The sequence below is a fragment of the Paenibacillus sp. SEL3 genome, from assembly GCF_054602585.1.
Genome location: NZ_CM137725.1, coordinates 5,027,915 through 5,045,087, shown reverse-complemented (window position 1 = coordinate 5,045,087; position 17,173 = coordinate 5,027,915). Strand labels below are relative to the sequence as shown.

At 43.7% G+C, this 17,173-nt stretch carries 19 protein-coding genes and 2 tRNA genes; 9 read left to right on the top strand and 12 right to left on the bottom strand.

The features are described 5' to 3' along the window. Positions 1-354 precede the first annotated feature (354 nt). The gene (locus tag ACYCS5_RS23290) at positions 355-1,437 is read right to left on the bottom strand and encodes an ankyrin repeat domain-containing protein (protein ID WP_459760190.1); all 1,083 of its coding nucleotides are present in this window, start codon (positions 1,435-1,437) and stop codon (positions 355-357) included. A gap of 206 nt (positions 1,438-1,643) precedes the next feature. Between ACYCS5_RS23290 and ACYCS5_RS23285 the strand changes: the two genes are divergently transcribed. The 5 genes from ACYCS5_RS23285 (at position 1,644) to ACYCS5_RS23265 (ending at position 4,934) form a co-directional block, all read left to right on the top strand. Beyond that, positions 1,644-2,318, top strand: coding sequence for a Crp/Fnr family transcriptional regulator (locus ACYCS5_RS23285; RefSeq protein WP_459760189.1), 675 nt, complete (start codon positions 1,644-1,646; stop codon positions 2,316-2,318). A gap of 76 nt (positions 2,319-2,394) precedes the next feature. Beyond that, positions 2,395-3,207 carry a DNA alkylation repair protein gene (locus ACYCS5_RS23280; protein ID WP_459760188.1) on the top strand — a complete coding sequence of 271 codons (813 nt, stop codon included), beginning with the start codon at positions 2,395-2,397 and terminating at the stop codon, positions 3,205-3,207. A gap of 88 nt (positions 3,208-3,295) precedes the next feature. Then, on the top strand, positions 3,296-3,466 hold the full coding sequence (locus ACYCS5_RS23275) for a hypothetical protein (RefSeq protein ID WP_245231557.1): 171 nt from the start codon (positions 3,296-3,298) through the stop codon (positions 3,464-3,466). Then, a complete protein-coding gene (locus tag ACYCS5_RS23270; protein ID WP_256026104.1) occupies positions 3,441-3,686 on the top strand; it encodes a DUF4183 domain-containing protein in 246 nt (81 codons plus the stop codon). Before ACYCS5_RS23275 ends, ACYCS5_RS23270 begins: the two co-directional genes overlap by 26 nt. 111 nt (positions 3,687-3,797) lie before the next feature. Next, positions 3,798-4,934 carry a hypothetical protein gene (locus tag ACYCS5_RS23265; protein WP_069012187.1) on the top strand — a complete coding sequence of 379 codons (1,137 nt, stop codon included), beginning with the start codon at positions 3,798-3,800 and terminating at the stop codon, positions 4,932-4,934. A 97-nt stretch (positions 4,935-5,031) separates the two neighbouring features. Here the strand turns inward: ACYCS5_RS23265 and ACYCS5_RS23260 are convergent, their stop codons facing one another. The 3 genes from ACYCS5_RS23260 to ACYCS5_RS23250 all read right to left on the bottom strand — a co-directional run bounded on the left by ACYCS5_RS23260 (position 5,032) and on the right by ACYCS5_RS23250 (position 7,301). Beyond that, the gene (locus ACYCS5_RS23260) at positions 5,032-5,595 is read right to left on the bottom strand and encodes an ABC transporter substrate-binding protein (protein WP_459760187.1); all 564 of its coding nucleotides are present in this window, start codon (positions 5,593-5,595) and stop codon (positions 5,032-5,034) included. A gap of 37 nt (positions 5,596-5,632) precedes the next feature. Next, entirely contained in the window at positions 5,633-6,184 is a 552-nt protein-coding gene (locus ACYCS5_RS23255) for a hypothetical protein (protein WP_256026103.1), read from the bottom strand. Between the two features lie 238 nt (positions 6,185-6,422). Then, positions 6,423-7,301: a radical SAM/SPASM domain-containing protein gene (locus tag ACYCS5_RS23250; protein WP_039269916.1), complete on the bottom strand. Its 879-nt coding sequence runs from the start codon at positions 7,299-7,301 to the stop codon at positions 6,423-6,425. Between the two features lie 228 nt (positions 7,302-7,529). Between ACYCS5_RS23250 and ACYCS5_RS23245 the strand changes: the two genes are divergently transcribed. The 3 genes from ACYCS5_RS23245 to ACYCS5_RS23235 are packed head-to-tail and all read left to right on the top strand — an operon-like array spanning position 7,530 to position 9,954. Next, positions 7,530-8,285 (top strand): helix-turn-helix domain-containing protein, encoded by a 756-nt coding sequence (locus tag ACYCS5_RS23245; RefSeq protein ID WP_459760186.1) that lies wholly within the window; start codon positions 7,530-7,532, stop codon positions 8,283-8,285. 17 nt (positions 8,286-8,302) lie between these two features. After that, complete coding sequence (locus ACYCS5_RS23240; RefSeq protein ID WP_459760185.1) at positions 8,303-8,953, top strand: GNAT family N-acetyltransferase; 651 nt, start codon at positions 8,303-8,305, stop codon at positions 8,951-8,953. Further along, the gene (locus ACYCS5_RS23235; RefSeq protein WP_459760184.1) at positions 8,950-9,954 is read left to right on the top strand and encodes an alpha/beta hydrolase family protein; all 1,005 of its coding nucleotides are present in this window, start codon (positions 8,950-8,952) and stop codon (positions 9,952-9,954) included. Before ACYCS5_RS23240 ends, ACYCS5_RS23235 begins: the two co-directional genes overlap by 4 nt. A gap of 342 nt (positions 9,955-10,296) precedes the next feature. Here ACYCS5_RS23235 and ACYCS5_RS23230 read toward each other — a convergent pair. The 3 genes from ACYCS5_RS23230 to nrdR all read right to left on the bottom strand — a co-directional run bounded on the left by ACYCS5_RS23230 (position 10,297) and on the right by nrdR (position 11,054). Then, positions 10,297-10,369: transfer RNA gene (locus ACYCS5_RS23230), tRNA-Lys, on the bottom strand. Positions 10,370-10,381: 12 nt separating this feature from the next. After that, positions 10,382-10,457: transfer RNA gene (locus tag ACYCS5_RS23225), tRNA-Ala, on the bottom strand. A gap of 129 nt (positions 10,458-10,586) precedes the next feature. Beyond that, entirely contained in the window at positions 10,587-11,054 is a 468-nt protein-coding gene (gene nrdR, locus ACYCS5_RS23220; RefSeq protein WP_013309614.1) for a transcriptional regulator NrdR, read from the bottom strand. A gap of 105 nt (positions 11,055-11,159) precedes the next feature. On the opposite strand from nrdR, the gene ACYCS5_RS23215 reads away from it, so the two are divergent. Next, complete coding sequence (locus ACYCS5_RS23215) at positions 11,160-11,384, top strand: alpha/beta-type small acid-soluble spore protein (protein WP_025685069.1); 225 nt, start codon at positions 11,160-11,162, stop codon at positions 11,382-11,384. A gap of 116 nt (positions 11,385-11,500) precedes the next feature. Here the strand turns inward: ACYCS5_RS23215 and ACYCS5_RS23210 are convergent, their stop codons facing one another. The 5 genes from ACYCS5_RS23210 to polA form a co-directional block, all read right to left on the bottom strand. Continuing rightward, a complete protein-coding gene (locus ACYCS5_RS23210; RefSeq protein ID WP_029516633.1) occupies positions 11,501-12,064 on the bottom strand; it encodes a lytic transglycosylase domain-containing protein in 564 nt (187 codons plus the stop codon). Beyond that, positions 12,061-12,657, bottom strand: coding sequence for a dephospho-CoA kinase (gene coaE, locus ACYCS5_RS23205; RefSeq protein WP_165145299.1), 597 nt, complete (start codon positions 12,655-12,657; stop codon positions 12,061-12,063). Before coaE ends, ACYCS5_RS23210 begins: the two co-directional genes overlap by 4 nt. Positions 12,658-12,668: 11 nt before the next feature. Next, entirely contained in the window at positions 12,669-13,460 is a 792-nt protein-coding gene (locus ACYCS5_RS23200) for an MntP/YtaF family protein (RefSeq protein ID WP_165145296.1), read from the bottom strand. A 111-nt stretch (positions 13,461-13,571) separates the two neighbouring features. Next, positions 13,572-14,402, bottom strand: coding sequence for a DNA-formamidopyrimidine glycosylase (gene mutM / locus ACYCS5_RS23195; RefSeq protein ID WP_069011196.1), 831 nt, complete (start codon positions 14,400-14,402; stop codon positions 13,572-13,574). Between the two features lie 71 nt (positions 14,403-14,473). Continuing rightward, complete coding sequence (gene polA / locus ACYCS5_RS23190; RefSeq protein ID WP_318626765.1) at positions 14,474-17,128, bottom strand: DNA polymerase I; 2,655 nt, start codon at positions 17,126-17,128, stop codon at positions 14,474-14,476. Between the last annotated feature and the right edge of the window lie 45 nt (positions 17,129-17,173).

The following is a 17,173-nucleotide window of genomic DNA, read 5'->3' as shown; positions in this document are numbered from 1 at the left end:
ATTTTTCTCCAAAAATATTCAAAAAAATTCATTCCAACTTCATTTTTTTACAAAATGGTGAATTCCCGCTCTAATCGACATGATTGCGTTTACATTTTAAAGAAAATTCATCTACTTTTATGTAAATTCATTCTTCTTACATAGGAATTCAGCAGTAAACGTTCAAAAACGTTCTAAAGCTTCCATCAGTACTATTTTACCATTATGCGCACAATTCGTCCCAATTTCCCTGAAACCTCATTCAGCTCATACGTAACCATTCCTGATGAGCATTAGGCACCTTGTACACTAGCGCTGTATTTTAAAATAACAAGAGCCATGACTGCGTGCATACCGCATTCATGGCTCACCTTGTTATGATACATATTCACCCTCAATAATCTTCTCCAGATAATCTTCCGGCTGTGCAAGAAACTCAGCAAAGCTGCACACATCCGCATATTCCTGATGCTCCTCGTCATAATAACCCAGGCACTTCTGCTTTGGATTCCACACCAATATAATATCCGAGTAATTATCTACGTTTAGAGACAGACGCAACAGCTTTTGCCGACCTACCTTCATCTCAACCGTATCGATAATTGAAAAGAACTCAACAAATTGAATATCAAGATCATTTTCTGGCAGGTTCACACGGAGTTGATTCCCTGTCAGAAAGGCTATTAAATCCTTCGGAAGCTTGTAGCTTTTCAAAGCATGTCGTTTATTTTCCAGATTATGAAATGCCGGAGGCTCTACAGACTTTAAATACTCAGCCATTTCTACGTTTTTATTACTTAGTGCAATTGTATATGCCCGTTCTCCATCTTTTTCTGCCAGCGTCACATCAGCGCCTAGCTGAACCAAATACTTCACCATCGAAAAATCGTTGTTGCGCGCCGCCACTGTCAAAGGCGTGGCTTTATATGGATATACCATATTAGGGGCATTGAAATTAATATCTACGCCATGTTCCAATAGTAAAGCTACTTTTTTCAAGTCATGCTCACTAACTGCGTTGCGGAGTGTTGCTCCAGCATGCTGCTTCATATCGAGGCCCAGCTCATGGATAAGCAGCATATTACTTTTGTTACCGTAGTAGGCTTGCTCATAAGCACCAGATTTGACATGATTTTTACCGTCCTGCTTGGCGCCATGGGCGACCACATAACGGACAACCTCTTCGGTACCATAGCGAACAGCCGTCAGGAATGCGGGATTATCCTTTACATTAAGTTGAACCCCCTCATCGACCAGTAGCTTCAAGACTTCCATTTGCCCAGTGATGAGTGTAATATCCAGTGGACTTAATGTCGTATATTTGCTGAGTACGATCCCTTGTTCTATATCCCAGCCTTCGGTCAGCGCCTGGCGTAAAGCAGATATATTGCCTTGAACGATATGCATCGCTATCTCAGGAAGAACCTTGAAATTGCCTACATCTTTTAATTTAATCATGGTTATTACCTCACTCTTTATGTATCTACTATTAATCATGTATATCTATTTTATACCAACCTCTCTTTTATATAAATCCAACAGATTCCCCAAAATTCATTATTCACTCTATCGCAAACAAGTGAGTAATAGAGGTCAAAATACCTTATAGAAGCTATAATTGTATTATGATTCTGTATACCCTGTGCAACCGAAAAGGAGAACATATGAATAGCATTCAATATTTGTCCCAATTTAATTTGCTTCATAGTCTCTCATTAGAAGATTTAATTGAAATGGATCAAATGACCTCCATTACGACTATACCGAAAAAAAACTTTATACAAACTCCAGAGGCCTTTTCCGAGGGACTTTATTTTGTGAAAAAGGGCAAAGTACGTCTATATAAGCTAAATGCTGACGGGAAGCAATTTACTTTGGATATCCTCCGCGAGGGAAATGTATTTGGTGAAATGGATATGATTTCACTAGGAACAAGGGAGATGTATATAGAAACGATAGAAGAATGCGATATCTGCCGTATGGACAAAGACCGATTCGAGCATTTTTTAATAGAACATCCCAGGTTCATGATGAACATGATCAAGGTGTTAAGTGACCGAATTTCAGGAATGAGCAGTCTGGCCCAGCATTTAGCTTTGGGAAATTTACAGGATAAAATTTTGTATATTCTTCTGAAATTGTCCGATCAGTTCGCCCTCCAAAGCCGTGATGAGTATTGCAAAATCAATTTCCCTCTCTCTCATCAAGAAATTGCGAATCTGGTCGGGGCCACCCGTGAGGCTGTAACAGCTGCTCTTCAGGAGCTTGTCAAAGAAAAGGTCATTAAAACCGGCTTTAAGACGATTTACATCCATCGCGAAAAGTTAGTGAAGTTGTAAACTACATTACATCTATACTCCAACCCAAAAAAGTATCGTATACCTATCAGACAATTTACGATATGGAGTGGATGAAATGTTACAACGAAAAGGTGCTCGCAAAGGGTCAGATATTCCTAGTGATGTGCTTCAGCTGCTACAGCAAGAGCGGCTTCAGACGGTGAATCTCACCGAATGGCTGGCTGTCGATCATGTTGTACTATTACAAAATACTCTTGATGAATTTGGCTTGCAGCAATCATCCGATGTCTTCCTGACCGAATTGAATGAGCTGAAGGAAAAGAAGATCATGAAAATGATACCCGCAATCGCGCGAGCGTGGCTTCATGTGTTTGAGCAACAAGCGATAGAAGAACGTATTCGCATCTTTGATGCGATGGCCTCGCATCTTTCAGACAGCATTCGCTGCTGGGCTGCCTACATCATCGGGGTTGATCCCTGTTTAAGTGTAGAGGAAAAATTGGCTGGCATTCGCCCCTTTGCAGCGGATTCCCATTTCGGAGTACGTGAAATAGCCTGGATGGCCGTGAGAGAATCCATATCCTTGCAACTGCTTGAAGGGCTTGCCCTGTTAGACAGTTGGGTGCGAGATGAGGATGCTAACATACGTCGTTTTGCCATTGAATTAACCCGACCACAAGGCGTTTGGGCCAAGCACATCCCTGAACTAAAAGAACATCCCGAGTTGGCTCTTCCGCTCTTGGAGGCTGTTCAGTCCGATCCGGTCAAATATGTCCAGGACTCCGTTGGCAATTGGTTGAATGATGCCAGCAAAACCAGCCCGGAATGGGTTCTTCAAGTTTGTAATGCATGGCTGATGGCTTCGGATACTAAAGAAACGAAGCGAATAGTAACCCGGGCCCAAAGAAGCTTGAACAAAGAGAAATAATTAGAAGACTCCTCCCCATCCAATCCATATCTAGAGTATTCACATAAACTATTATATTTATCTGGAGTATTAGGAATGAGGAATTCCTATGTCTATTATTCAAATCTATCTGGAAGCAGACAGTATCGTATCTGGAAACATTGCTATCACAACAAGTATCAATGTCACTCCAGTGGTTAATCGTTACACAGCTATTGTCGTGCTTGGTAATATATTAGGTGGAGTGACTCACCATCCCAGCACAAAGTTTTACAAATGATAGTGGTACTTCAGTCTCGGCAAACAGTCTTGTTGTTCCGACTAGTAGCGGATACTACAATGTTTTTGTAAATGGGACGTTGCAGCGAGGCGGCTTAACAACGCTTTCTGCTACAAACCTAATTATAAATACAGGCCTGATTGTTGGCGCGACAGTAGTCGTTGAAGTTATTAATTTCAACTCTAGTGCCTCCTCAACCTCTGTCAACAATGTTCAGTAACGACTACCATAAGCGACTGAGCTACGTAAAACAGGACAAACGCCTCTTTTTTATAATTTTATAAAAAGGTAAAATTTCCTTTGTAAATATGAAACAGAGGGAGTTATTTCCATGAAATTCAATTTTGCGCATTTCCGATTTTATGTTATTGCACTGATCGCAGTGCTCATGCTTACCAGCTGCACCTCAAAAAATGCTGCAACTGCAGTCCAAACAAATTCTGATGTAGACAATGCGACTCATAGTACAACAGTTGTAGACAAAGAAAGTCAGCCTGTTCTACCCGTCACAGAGTCGCTGCCTCATACCGTTACCTCGGATAAGGATCTTGTGGCTCTTACCATTCCCGCTGGCTGGCGTAAATTTAAACAGGGACAACTGGATTCGGTGCTTAGTGTTTGTGACAAAGAAAAAAAGAATGTAGGTCTGGTTTTCCGTGTCCCCAAGTCAGCTTTTGCAAATAATATGACGCTCGACGAATTCGTACAGCAACGTGAAGAAATCTCCGCATTGGGCCTAGAAAACTTTAAGGCTGTGGATACTACCCCAATCCAGATTGATTCCACAACCGCCAGAACAGCCGATTATAGCGGGAAATACAATGGCCAACAGGTCTATTACTTCAGTGCCATGTTAGAGAGTAAGCAGCACTATCTTCAAGTATTAATCTATTCAAGGGGAGGCTCTGCAGTAGAACAACATCACGAATTTGCAACTATAGCCAGCTCCTTGAAAGTCTTAAGCGACTCACAAGTTAAGCCAGACCTTCGCTCAACAACTATTTTGAAAACATTTAAAAGTGAAGATGCCACGCAACAAATTCGTCTCCCTTATATATGGAAGACTGGTTTAATTCTTAATCCAGATGCGCTAATTCAAGCTTGGTATGAAAAAAACGATGCATACATGACGATCATCAAGGATTGGAAATCTGAACTGCCGTATGAGAAATCCTCAATGATCACATTAAAAGATTACGCTGAGTTTTCAGCTCAATTAGTACTCAAAAGGTCTGGAAAAGGGATTATTTCGACAGGACCAGTAAAGGTCAATATAAACGGGAATCAAGGCTTGCAATACGAAGTATGGGTAGAGAGTGATAAAGTAAAAATTGTATATCTAATCACTTATTTGGAACATTCCGACTCATTCTCTCAAATTATTTTTTGGACGAGAGCTGATTATTACGATAATCAAAAATCTGAATTTCAAAGATACACCAAAACATACAGAGAAGAAGAAATATAGACATGATAAAATCCGCCAAACACTTAGGAATCTTTGTGTTAAGCGGATTTTGTCTATATGACTATCACAGCTTGAAATTCTAAAAGCTTCCCCTTGTTTAGATAGGAGATGTTACTTGTACATCCTTTAATTTTTTGTGGGCTAATAAGAGATTAACTATGGTATCCAGCTGAAGGCCTTTCCATAGCTCACTATGCAGAATCTGATTAGCCCCTTCATCTTCTGAACCGTATACAAAGATGTGATCTCCCATATACTCGGGTAAAACCTCAAGTGAAATATTTTCAAATCCTTCTTTCATATTCAATGCCTTCTTGGTAGGTGGCAGCTTTAGCATCTGATAAATGGTCGGACTTCCGTAATTGCCGCCTTTCGCTGCCAAAACATATATCGATTTATTGGCGACTTGTACAATTGAAACCGTCTCTCCGTCCTTAACGATACCTTGAATTTTCGTTCTGGCCTCTGCAGCTTTCTTCTCGTATTCAGTAATCCACTGCTCGGCTTCTTTCTGCTTGCCAAAGATTTCACTGATTCTACGGAATTTATCCAGTGCTTGCACTGCCGCTTGTCCATCGCTGTTGGATGTTGTCGCTGTATGATTAGCCTTCGTTTGCGAACTTCCATTTGTATTCGTCGGAGCCGAGCAAGCTCCCAGCATCAATGATAAACACAGCATAATCATCATGGCCGTTATTTTAACTCTTCCGTGCATGAGCCTGCGATACAAGGTCGGGCTTAAGAGGTTCGATGCCCTGCCAATACAACTGCTGCAACAACTCGTATACAAATTGATGAAACAAGGCTTTAACATGCAGTTTGCCAAGTCCAGAAGCTCCACGCCATTCTTGCTCCAACAGCTTCACTTTCTCGTACAGGGACAGCGGGTAATGTGGTGCGAAAGCATACTGATTCTGAAAGGGATTTTCCTTTTCCAGCAATTGTGCTATCTCTTTGCGATCAGGCAGGGCCAACGTCGCCCTGTACAAAATGATGTAATATTCAAGCACATCCTCCGCCAGGATACTCAGGCACATTCCTTTTCCGCCATGCAGTACATGGAAACGCTCTATCCTGTGAATACTGTTATCCAACCGTACCCGTGGACTTCCACGCACGGCATATAAGAACGCACTGGCAGGAAGTCGATAGGCTCGAAGCTCCTCTCCTTTTTCGATCTTCCTATGACGAACATCCATCACCTGTATAAAAACATGATTCCACAGCAAAATGTGATCGTTCAACTTCATTACTACCGCTCAGCCCCCATCCAAACCGTTCCTTCAGTTCTTATTCCGTCCTATCAGAATTAAATTTATTATAATTGATAATCATTCTCACAAGCAATCGAATATATCCAACTTCCTCTGAATAGTTTAAAACCATTAATTATGTATGTATATATCAAAATATAAGTAAAAAAGCCCTGCAAAAGGGCTATCTTTCTTGCGATTCATTCTACTGTCGATTAAAGCTCTACCTGTATGGCTATGTTCCAAATCGTTTGCGGTACCCGCATTTTCGGCATAACTCTTCTACCGCTTCTCTTTTGGAGAACCCGAAGTACAGACGGTTTGCACGCTCCCCTTCCACAATGTCGGAAAAAGATTGCTCATGCACATTACCTAAATTAATGACACCTTCTCCATCCAGACAGCAAGGGACCACCGTTCCATCCACCAATATCGCTGCTTGGCTACGGAGTGCATGGCAAAAGCCTTTTCCGTCATCTTCCGGGGCACTGAGGCTCGGCCATTCAAATTCGTGGTCCTGATTCAAATAAACGTTTGGTGCGATTTTGACCCCACTACCCGGTATCACCTTTTCCTCAATCCGATAGTCCAGTCCAAACTCTTGCTCCAGTCGTTCAAGTGTTTCCCGATTGCGCTGACGCTGCACATTAGTCAAATTATCTTCAGTCAAGTTCCAGAGACGGAACGAAATAATGACATTGTGTTTCACCGCTTCTCTTACAAACGTGAAAATATTACCCAAATATCCTTCTCGATCCACGGAGCCTTCATGTCCGTCAAAACTATGGAGAGAGAAGTTCATCTGACGCAGCGCTGGTTGCCCAAGCAGCTTATGTCCGGTCTTCGGCAGCAAGGTACCATTAGTGGTAATATTGACCTTTAAGCCTTTCTCATGAGCACTTTCCAGTAAAAGATCAATTTTCGGATGGAGCAACGGCTCTCCTTTTACATGCAAATAGATATAATCTGTATGTGGTTTGACCTGATCAAGCACATTTCGAAAGACTTCCGGATCAATAAATTTTTTGACACGCTGTGTTTGAGGACAAAAGCTGCATGCGAGATTGCAAATGCTCGTTATCTCAATGTATACCTTTTTAAAAGTTTTCAACATGATTTCCCCATTCTAACCTTCATCCTGAGCATCTTGTTTATGCTCACTAATCTTATGATTATAACGGGTTATCACCGACAGGTAAACTCTCCAGTCTCCCCCTTGGTGTGGGCATCAAATGCTCGACACCTACGCCTATCCAAGATTTGTTTGATATTTTCTATTGACCCTAGGTCTGACCTAAGGTTTATAGTGGAGTTATTCAAATATCAGTAAGGAGTCCTCTCATTGAAAGAACACATTACGATCAGCCAGCTTGCTCAGCTTATGAATGTATCTGTACATCAACTGCGATATTTTGAAGAAAAGGGAATCCTCTATCCATCACATACTGAAGAAAATCAATATCGGATGTACGGGCTTCATGAGATTTATCAGCTATCGCATATTTTATTACTACGTAAATTAAATGTCCCTGTCGGTCAGATTCAAGAATGTATGACTTCCTATGCTGCCGATGATTATAACCAGCTTTTAGAGCATTCGTTGCAAAAAGTACAAGCTGAAATAGCTAACTTAAAGATGCATGAACAGTTTATTCACAAAGTGTTAGAAGAATATAATAATCGGACCCAGCAGGGCGATGAGTATCAAGTCAAACGATTAGGTCCCCGTCATTTAAAGCTATGGTTTGCATTGGAGAATGGTCAAGAGTTCACTGCCGGAAACCTATTTGAACACCGCCCTGCCCCACCTCGATTATTTGAAAATGACCTGCATTACTTGTCTGATGCTGGACAGTTGAAGCTGTGTTATGAAACGGCGGATGTGGCTGACTATATTCTGGAAGAAGGCAACTATCTTTATAAGCATCTTTCCGTCATTGAAGAACCTGAGATTGATTATGAAATCAAACAAATGGAACGATATGTAGCTCATCACCAATATAACTGCCAAAGCAAGATCATTCTAGTAGAAAAATCTTATCTTTCGATGTTCGACAACAACAAGCTACAATATGAAATTCAAGTCAAAGTAGAATAAATCTTGGAGGGTGTTACATGAGTGCAAAATCTTTTGACATTGTTGCATACCAAAAACAAGACAATGAAGCTGTTTGCAGTCTTTTAGTCGAATCGTTTAAAGCAAAATTCCAATCTCTTGTTACACTAAAGGATCAAGCTATACAGCAGTTGTTAATGCAGGTTTGGGTTCAAAATCCTTATTCTACATCTATGAAACAATTTGTAGCTAAAGAAAACGAAGAAGTTATCGGTGTTCTTTCCCTTAAATGGAAACCCTCCTACTCTTCACTTCCTGAAACAAACCCCATTTCTTTGACTCCGCTGCTAAAACAGTTTGGTTGTTTCAATGTATTTAAATTTTTGGCAGGTATGCATGCGCTAGAGTATACCCCCGCTGCAAATGAGTGTTACATTGATCATTTGGCGATTCGTTCAAGTCATCGTAATCAGGGAATAGGACGCCATCTTGTAGCTTTCGCACAGCAATTTTCGGTTGAATCTGGTTTTCATGCATTGACACTTCACGTAGCGCATAAGAACCAAGGGGCTATCCGTTTGTATCACCAACTGGCGTTTGAAGTAAAACAATCCAAATATAATGGGTTACGGCATTTTTGGTTCAAGGAGCCTGTATGGCATCTGATGAGTTGGAAAGAGAACCTGCATTCGAGGAGAGAGCATCATTGAAAAAAACACTCAAGCTTACTTTTGGTATTACGGCAGCTCTGGCTGTTGTATCGGTACTCATTGTTCTATATCAAAATTCTTACAAGATGACAGAAGAAAAAATACAAATCACGACACCTAAAGGGCTGTTAACAGGTACATTAACTTTGCCTAAGAACTACTCGGGAAAGGTTGGATTGGTTGTTTTTGTCCATGGGGATGGTCCTATTAATGACACCTATGATGATGGATACAAACCACTGTGGGAAAAGTTCGCTTCCAAGGGTTATGCCTCCTTGTCACTGAATAAGCCCGGTATTAACAGCGCTCCTGGTAACTGGCTCGCCCAAAGCATGGAGGACCGCGCACAGGAGATCCGATATGCAATAGACTGGGCAAGAAGCTTACCTATGATTGATAAGCAAAAAATCGGCCTATGGGGAGCCAGTCAAGCAGGATGGGTCATTCCGAAGATCGTTAAAGAGGAGCATGATATTGCATTCAGCATCCTTGTATCGCCTGCCGTGAACTGGATTTCCCAAGGACAATTTAATACCAGAAAAGAACTGGAGCGAGAAGGAGTTACTCCGCAAGAAATTCAAAAGACATTGAACTACGATCAAGAGATTCTACAGTTACTGAAAAGACAGGCTTCTTATGAAGAATATCTAAGCATAGCCGATCCTGACGATATGATTTCCAAAGAAAGATGGAGCTTTATACGCAAAAATTTTCTGTCTGATTCCACCGAAGAATTAAGTCACTTCCATACTCCTGTACTCTTGGTTCTGGCTGGAAAAGATATTAATGTCGATGCAAAGGATACCGAGCGAGTCTATCGCCAGAAAATACCTCCAGAACTGCTGTCCGTGATTCATTTACCTGAAGCCGACCACTCCATGATGGATGAAAAAATCGCGCGTTCAAAATATCTAACTTTTTTAACAGCCGTATTCGCCCCAAGAAAATTGGTGAATGACGAGTATCTCGAAATCCTTGCCAATTATGTCAGTGAGCGTTAAACAATGATGTTTTTTCCACACTTCTTTTGAATATGCTGATAAAAAATCCATCGAAAGATAAAAGGGTACATTTTTTTTGAGTATACGATTTTCTTAATGCGGTCTACAGACAGTCCGCATTGTTCTGAGAGTTCGTCAATGGGCAGCCCATGTCTGCAAATAACTAGTCCTTGCACTCGTGAATAATGGGTTGCAATTCAAAAAAGACGTCTATTTCCCTGTAGGATCTGTTTTCTGTGCATTCAGTTACGCGCTCATTCAACTCATAACTGTTCTCGGTTAGACTGGGAATAGATCTATAAACAACAAAAAAACGGCATCTCTGCCGTTTTTCTAAAAGGATGGACTCTCAGGGACTCGAACCCTGGACCAATTGATTAAGAGTCAACTGCTCTACCAACTGAGCTAAGAGTCCATAATAAAATTTTGGTGGAGCCTAGGGGGATCGAACCCCTGACCTCATCGCTGCCAGCGATGCGCTCTCCCAGCTGAGCTAAGGCCCCATCATAAGCAAGTTTTATCAACGTTTCAAGCGACTTCTATATCATATAAAATATTTAACCCTGTGTCAATACTTTTATAAAAAAATATAATTTTCTCCCTTCATGGCCCAGAAAAGATACAGTCAGCGATCAGTCGCTGGCTGTATCTTTAGATAACAGTGTTTTCAGTTCCTTCATAAACATATTGATGTCTTTAAACTGACGATAGACGGACGCAAAACGTACGTAGGCGACTTCATCCACTGGGTAAAGCTGTTCCATGACCAGCTCACCAATCTGCTGGCTATCCACTTCTGTGGCTGCTGTGTTGCGGATAGCGTTCTCCACCTGGGATACGATCATATCCAGTTGCTCGACGGATACTGGACGCTTCTCGCAGGCTCGAATGAGACCGCGCAGCATTTTATCACGACTAAACTCTTCACGGCTGCCGTCTTTTTTGATGACCATGAGAGGGGTTTCCTCCACCATTTCAAAGGTGGTAAAACGCCTGGCACACTGCTCACATTCACGGCGGCGACGGATGGACTTGTTATCATTCGCAGGTCGCGAATCCAGCACTTTCGTGCCATTGTAGGCACAATACGGACATTTCATAATCTCACCACTTTCTTTTTCCAATAAATTCCCGAAGACTTTTAGTAATAATTTTGTCAAAACAGATCATAATATGTTTACCATATCGCGAGGAGGTGAACAACAATGGCACAAGGAAACAATGGCAACTCCAACAATCTGGTAGTCAGCAGATCCTCCGGCGCTCTGGAGCAAATGAAATTTGAAATCGCTCAAGAGTTGGGTATCAGCATTCCTCAAGATGGATACCAAGGTAATATGACTTCCTATGAGAACGGTTCGATCGGGGGCTACATCACAAAACGCCTCGTAACGATCGCCGAACAACAATTGGCAGGTCAATACCAATAATCGCGGTAATAATGCAAAAATAACAAGAAAAAGTGTCTGGATGGGCTGGTAAAAACAGCCTGTCCAACGCTTTTTTCATTTTAAAGCGAAAAGCTCATCATGTCATTAACTTGGATTTAAAAATCATTATAAATTTTCGTGTATTGCCTGTAGTAATAAATGACCCGCTGTACATAATGTCGTGTTTCACCAAAAGGGATTTGCTTGATGGACTCTTCTTTTCCATCCCACACTCCCTTATCCAGCCACTCTTGAACTTTACCCGGCCCTGCATTGTAAGCAGCTACGATTGCTACAGGATTATCCTGAAACTTTATGGATAGGTTATGCAAATACCAGGTTCCCAGCTCAATATTGGTGCCAGGCTCGTGCTTGACACTGTCCAGCGGAACCTTTTGAATCTGGGCGCTGTCCATAATCCAATTTGCCGTATTCGGCATAATCTGCATCAGCCCTAGCGCCCCCTTATGTGACTGCTTACTGGTTTTAAAATTGGTTTCTACACGGATAATAGACGCCACCAAAAATGGGTCTACTTCATACGTCTGTGAATACTGCCGAATCTCATCCTTATATTGAATTGGATAGAACCAGGACATCCAATTTGAATTAAGGAATAGAATCAGGACAAACCCGACAAACAAAATGAGCAGGACTCTTTTCTTTCGCAAAATATTCATGCAAGTCCCTTCCGCTGCCAAAATTGATCAATTTGTCGCTTCGTCTCAGTCTGTGTTCCACTATTATCAATAACGATATCGGCCAAGCTTTTCTTTTGCTCAATATCCATTTGTGCGGACAGCCGAAGTCCAGCTTGCTCCTCCGTCAGACCGTCTCTGAGCACCAGACGCTGGAGCTGAATATCACGTGGTACGTACACAACCATAATTTCCTCGTACAAGCTCTCAAGCCCCGACTCGTACAGTAACGGAATATCTGCCAAAACAAGCTTGTCCGGCTGTTCCCGTTCAAATGCTTCCATGCGCATACGCATTTCCTCACGAATAGCAGGATGTGTAATATCGTTAAGTGCCTGCCGCTGGGCAGGGTCTCCGAATACAATCTCCCCCAGTTTTTTGCGAAGCAGAGTTCCGTCACTGTTCACTATAGCTTGTCCAAAATGCTGAATGACCGCCGCCAACACCGGATGCCCCGGAAGCATCACTTCCCGGGCAATGGCATCTGCGTCGATCAGCAGCGCACCTTTGGCGACCAAAAGAGCCGACACGGTGCTTTTTCCGGTAGCAATACCTCCGGTTAATCCGATATTCATGCTCTTTCACCTCATAACAGCTTCAATATGCCCATCATAATCAGTAATAATGCCGGCAATACACCCAGCGCCTTCATAAATCGAAATGCTGATAGAAAAAAGCCTGCCTTCATCCCTGCAATCAAAAATGTTCCACTGAATAACGTAATAGCCAGCGCAGTAGACAGTGGCTGAAAACCAAGCATAGCTGCCCCGAGTCCCGCTCCGAACGCATCGACCGATAATGCAATACCCAGCCAAACCGCTTCGGTAGCAGATATACTGCCGGAACGGTCCATATCCGCAGCAGACGGGCTTCGAAGAATCCGAATAACAAGCCCCCATTTGCGAAGCTCCAGAGAAAATACTGTTCGTTCCTGCTGCTCCACAGAAGCTTCTGCCGACAGATCTTTTCTTGAGCTAGGGAAAGACTCGGTATCAGCATTCTCTACACCCTTCTTCTCCCCAAGAACAGATCTGCTCGCTGGATCAGTCTGTTTTGTAAGAAGCAAACCCCGAGAGGGCTCCACTGAATCCTCTGGCAAATCCTCTTTGCGGTGCAGAGCTTGAATCAAAGAGTAACAGCCGATACAGATCAGGATGACAGCACCGAAAACGGTAGTATATACAGGAGACAGGGCACGAGATAGTAATGCGCCCAATTGCATGGATATGCCGATCACCAAACCTGAACATACGGAGATGATAGCAATCGACAACAGTGGAATTTTCATTTTGCGCAGACCATATGTAACACCGACTCCGAAACTGTCCAAACTTAGCGCAAATGCCAGTAACAGCAGGGCTCCCCAATGATTAGCCACTCCAATTCCCTCCCATTGCGAAGGCAGGGCCTTATAACAACCGAAACCCTCCGCAGTATTGGTACTTGGAACAATATATGAGAGGGATGGGCTTGGGGTGACTGTGCTTGTTTAGCGCAGAGGCTGGCAGACCGGACAATGATGTGTGCCCCGTCCGGCTACGACAGATTTTTCGATCAATGTACCACAGTTGATGCAAGGCTTCGCGTTACGTCCATAGATTTGCAATTGATGCTGGAAGTCGCCCGCTTCGCCCTGTCCATTCACGAATGATTTAATGGACGAGCCTCCAACCTGAATGGACGCACCTAGCGTGGAGACAATAGCTTCATGCAAGACATGAAATTGGCTATCCGTTAGGCTTTTGGCTGGCTGTGCTGGATGAATCCCCGCCTTAAACAACGATTCATCTACATAGATATTCCCGATGCCCACCACATATGACTGGTTTAACAGCGCTGCCTTGATCGAAGTCGAACGAGTTCCAACAGCGGCACGCAGCATTTCTGGTGTAAAGGCCTCGTCCATCGGTTCCAGACCAAGTTTGTTCAGCGGCTTTTCCAGCAAATCCTGTCCTGCTGGAAATAAGTGCATCGTGCCAAACTGGCGCACATCCTGATAACGCAACTCCGTACCATCTTTAAAATGAAAGATGACATGGGTATGCTTTTCCACAGGATCATGTTGTGAATATAATCCATATCGTCCTTCCATTCGAAGATGGGAGACCAGCACCAGCCCGTCCAGCAAAATCCGCAGAAACTTTCCGCGTCTCTCCACCCCTGTAATCCGGTGATCAGCCAATTCCATGGCAAAAGCGTGGATATCATCGGGCCGTTGAATGATCCGCGGCAGATTCACAGTGACATGATCTATATGTTTATCAACGATAAGCTCGTTTAGCGTTCGTTTAATGGTTTCTACTTCCGGTAATTCCGGCATGATGTCTTCACCTCACCCTATATTATAACGGAAGCAGCGTCAAATTGGGACTATCTACTCATTGAAATATCTTATTTGGCCTCATACCAATTGCTGCCATAGCTTACTTCGGCTTTGAGCGGCACAGCCAGCTTTAATGCAGCTTCCATGGTAGCCGGGACAAGCTCTTTCATCGTTTCCATTTCCTCAGGCGGAACCTCGAATACAAGCTCATCATGTACTTGGAGCAGCATTCTGCTACGAAGATTACGTTCACGTAGCGCTTTATCCATCTGTACCATCGCCAACTTGATAATATCGGCTGCGGTGCCTTGAATCGGCGTATTCATCGCTGTACGCTCGGCGAATGAACGCAGGTTGAAATTGCTGGCGTTAATCTCCGGCAAATAGCGTCTGCGTTCCAACAGCGTTTTTACGTAGCCGTCCCGCTTCGCATCCTTCACAATATCATCCATGTAACGGCGAACGCCTTGGAACACATCAAAATACTGGTCGATAAAGCGAGCCGCTTCCTTCCGCGTAATATTCAAATTTTGTGACAGACCATAATCACTGATCCCGTAGACAATCCCAAAGTTGACTGCCTTCGCAGAACGCCGCATATTGGAGTCCACATCTTCCGCTGCTACACCGAACACATCGGATGCGGTCTTGGTGTGAATGTCCATATCGTGGACAAAGGCTTCCTTCAAACGTTCATCATCCGAAATATCAGCCAGCACCCGCAGCTCAATCTGTGAGTAGTCTGCCGCCAAAATAGACCAGCCCGGTTCGGACGGAACAAATACTTTGCGGATTTTGCGACCTTCTTCAAGACGAATCGGAATGTTTTGCAAATTCGGAAATTGACTACTCAAGCGTCCAGTTGCTGCAACCGTCTGCCGGAAATACGTATGCACCTTACCCGTTTTCTCCGAAATTTCTTTAAGCAATCCTTCAACATACGTCGATTGGAGTTTGGCAATGGTACGGTACTGCAAAATGTTTTGTACAATATCATGATAGGGGGCCAGCTTTTCCAGTACCTCCGCATCGGTCGAGTACCCCGTTTTCGTCTTTTTAATGACAGGTAAACCCAGTTTATCAAACAAAATCTCACCCAACTGCTTAGGCGAATTCAGATTGAACTCTACTCCGGCAATGCTGTAGATCTCGTTCACCAACGTTGCGATCTGGGCTTCAAATTCTTTACCCAAAGCACGCAGTTCTTCTACGTTCACCAAAATGCCCTGCTTCTCCATATCCGCCAAAATGCGGGACAACGGCATCTCCAGCTCATGAAACAGCTTGTGCATTTCCGTTTTCTCCAACTCAGCCTGCTGCACAGGCACCAAAGCTTCAATCACCGCTGCCTTACGCGCCACATGATCAGACAGTACATCCACGTCAGGAACTTTATATTTAGCTCCTTTGCCGAACACTTCTTCGTCAGGACGGATCGAAGACAAGCCATATTTGGCTGCCAATCCGCTCAATGTCTGGTTTGCATCAGTTGGGTCCAGCAAGTATCCTGCCAATTGCACATCAAACTCGGCACCTGCAAACTCAATTCCATGCCAGTGTAAAGCCAAATCCGTACGATGCAGATCATGACCGCGTTTTTTGCGTTCAGGGTCAGCAAGCCATTCGCGAATAGGTGTAGCTGTATCGCTTTGCAGTACATCCAGTGTCATAAAAAACTGCTGTCCCGTTGCGGCAAATATCAGACCTACGATGTCAGCATGATGCGGATTATCGCCATGCGTCTCAACATGCAGCACATCCACATGATCCAACACTTCTACCAATTCGCTAATCCGCTGCTCATCCAGCACTGTTACGTCAGCCGCGGCTTCCTCTACGTCTACCCCAGTACTGCCAACCTCACCTGAAAAAGATAAACGTTCCAGCAAGGACTTGAACTCCAGCTTCGCCAGAGCTGGCCCGGCTGTTTCTGCTTGCAGCCCGCCGAAGGCCACATCTTCCAGCTGCTTGTCCAACGTTACGTCCCGATAAATGGTCGCCAAATCTTTGCTCATTCGCGCATCGTCAGCATGTGTCTCAACGCGTTCTTTCATTTTGCCCTTCAGCTCATTCGTGTGCGCCAGCACTTCTTCGACTGAACCGTATTGATGCAGCAGCTTGAGCGCTGTTTTTTCACCCACGCCGGGAATACCAGGAATATTGTCCGACGTATCGCCCATCAGGCCCTTAAGATCAATAATTTGCAGCGGCTTCAGCCCATATCGTTCCTGAATTTGCTCAGGTCCATACGTCTCCACTTCAGTAACCCCTTTGCGAGTCAAGCCGACTGTGACATGGTCTGAAGCCAATTGAAGCATATCCTTGTCCCCGGTCACGACCAGCACATTGAAGCCTGCTTCGTCCGCTGTCTTGGAGAGGGTCCCTATAATATCGTCCGCCTCATAGCCATCCAGTTCAAACTGGGCAATGCCAAAAGCGGTCAATAGCTCTTTCAGCAACGGAAATTGCTGGGACAGCTCTGGCGGGGTTTTCTCCCGTCCACCTTTGTAATCCTCGTATCCCTTATGGCGAAACGTTATTTTACCGGCATCGAAGGCAACCAGCATATGTGTTGGTTTGTGCTCCTCCAAGAGCCGCAATAACATCGTCGTAAATCCGTACACCGCGTTCGTCTGCTGCCCGCTCGAATTCGTTAACGGTGGCATAGCAAAAAACGCCCGGTAAATGATACTGTTACCATCTATAAGCATGAGTTTATCCATTTAGCACCTCGCAAGTTCATCAATGCATTCGTAACGTTCTTACGT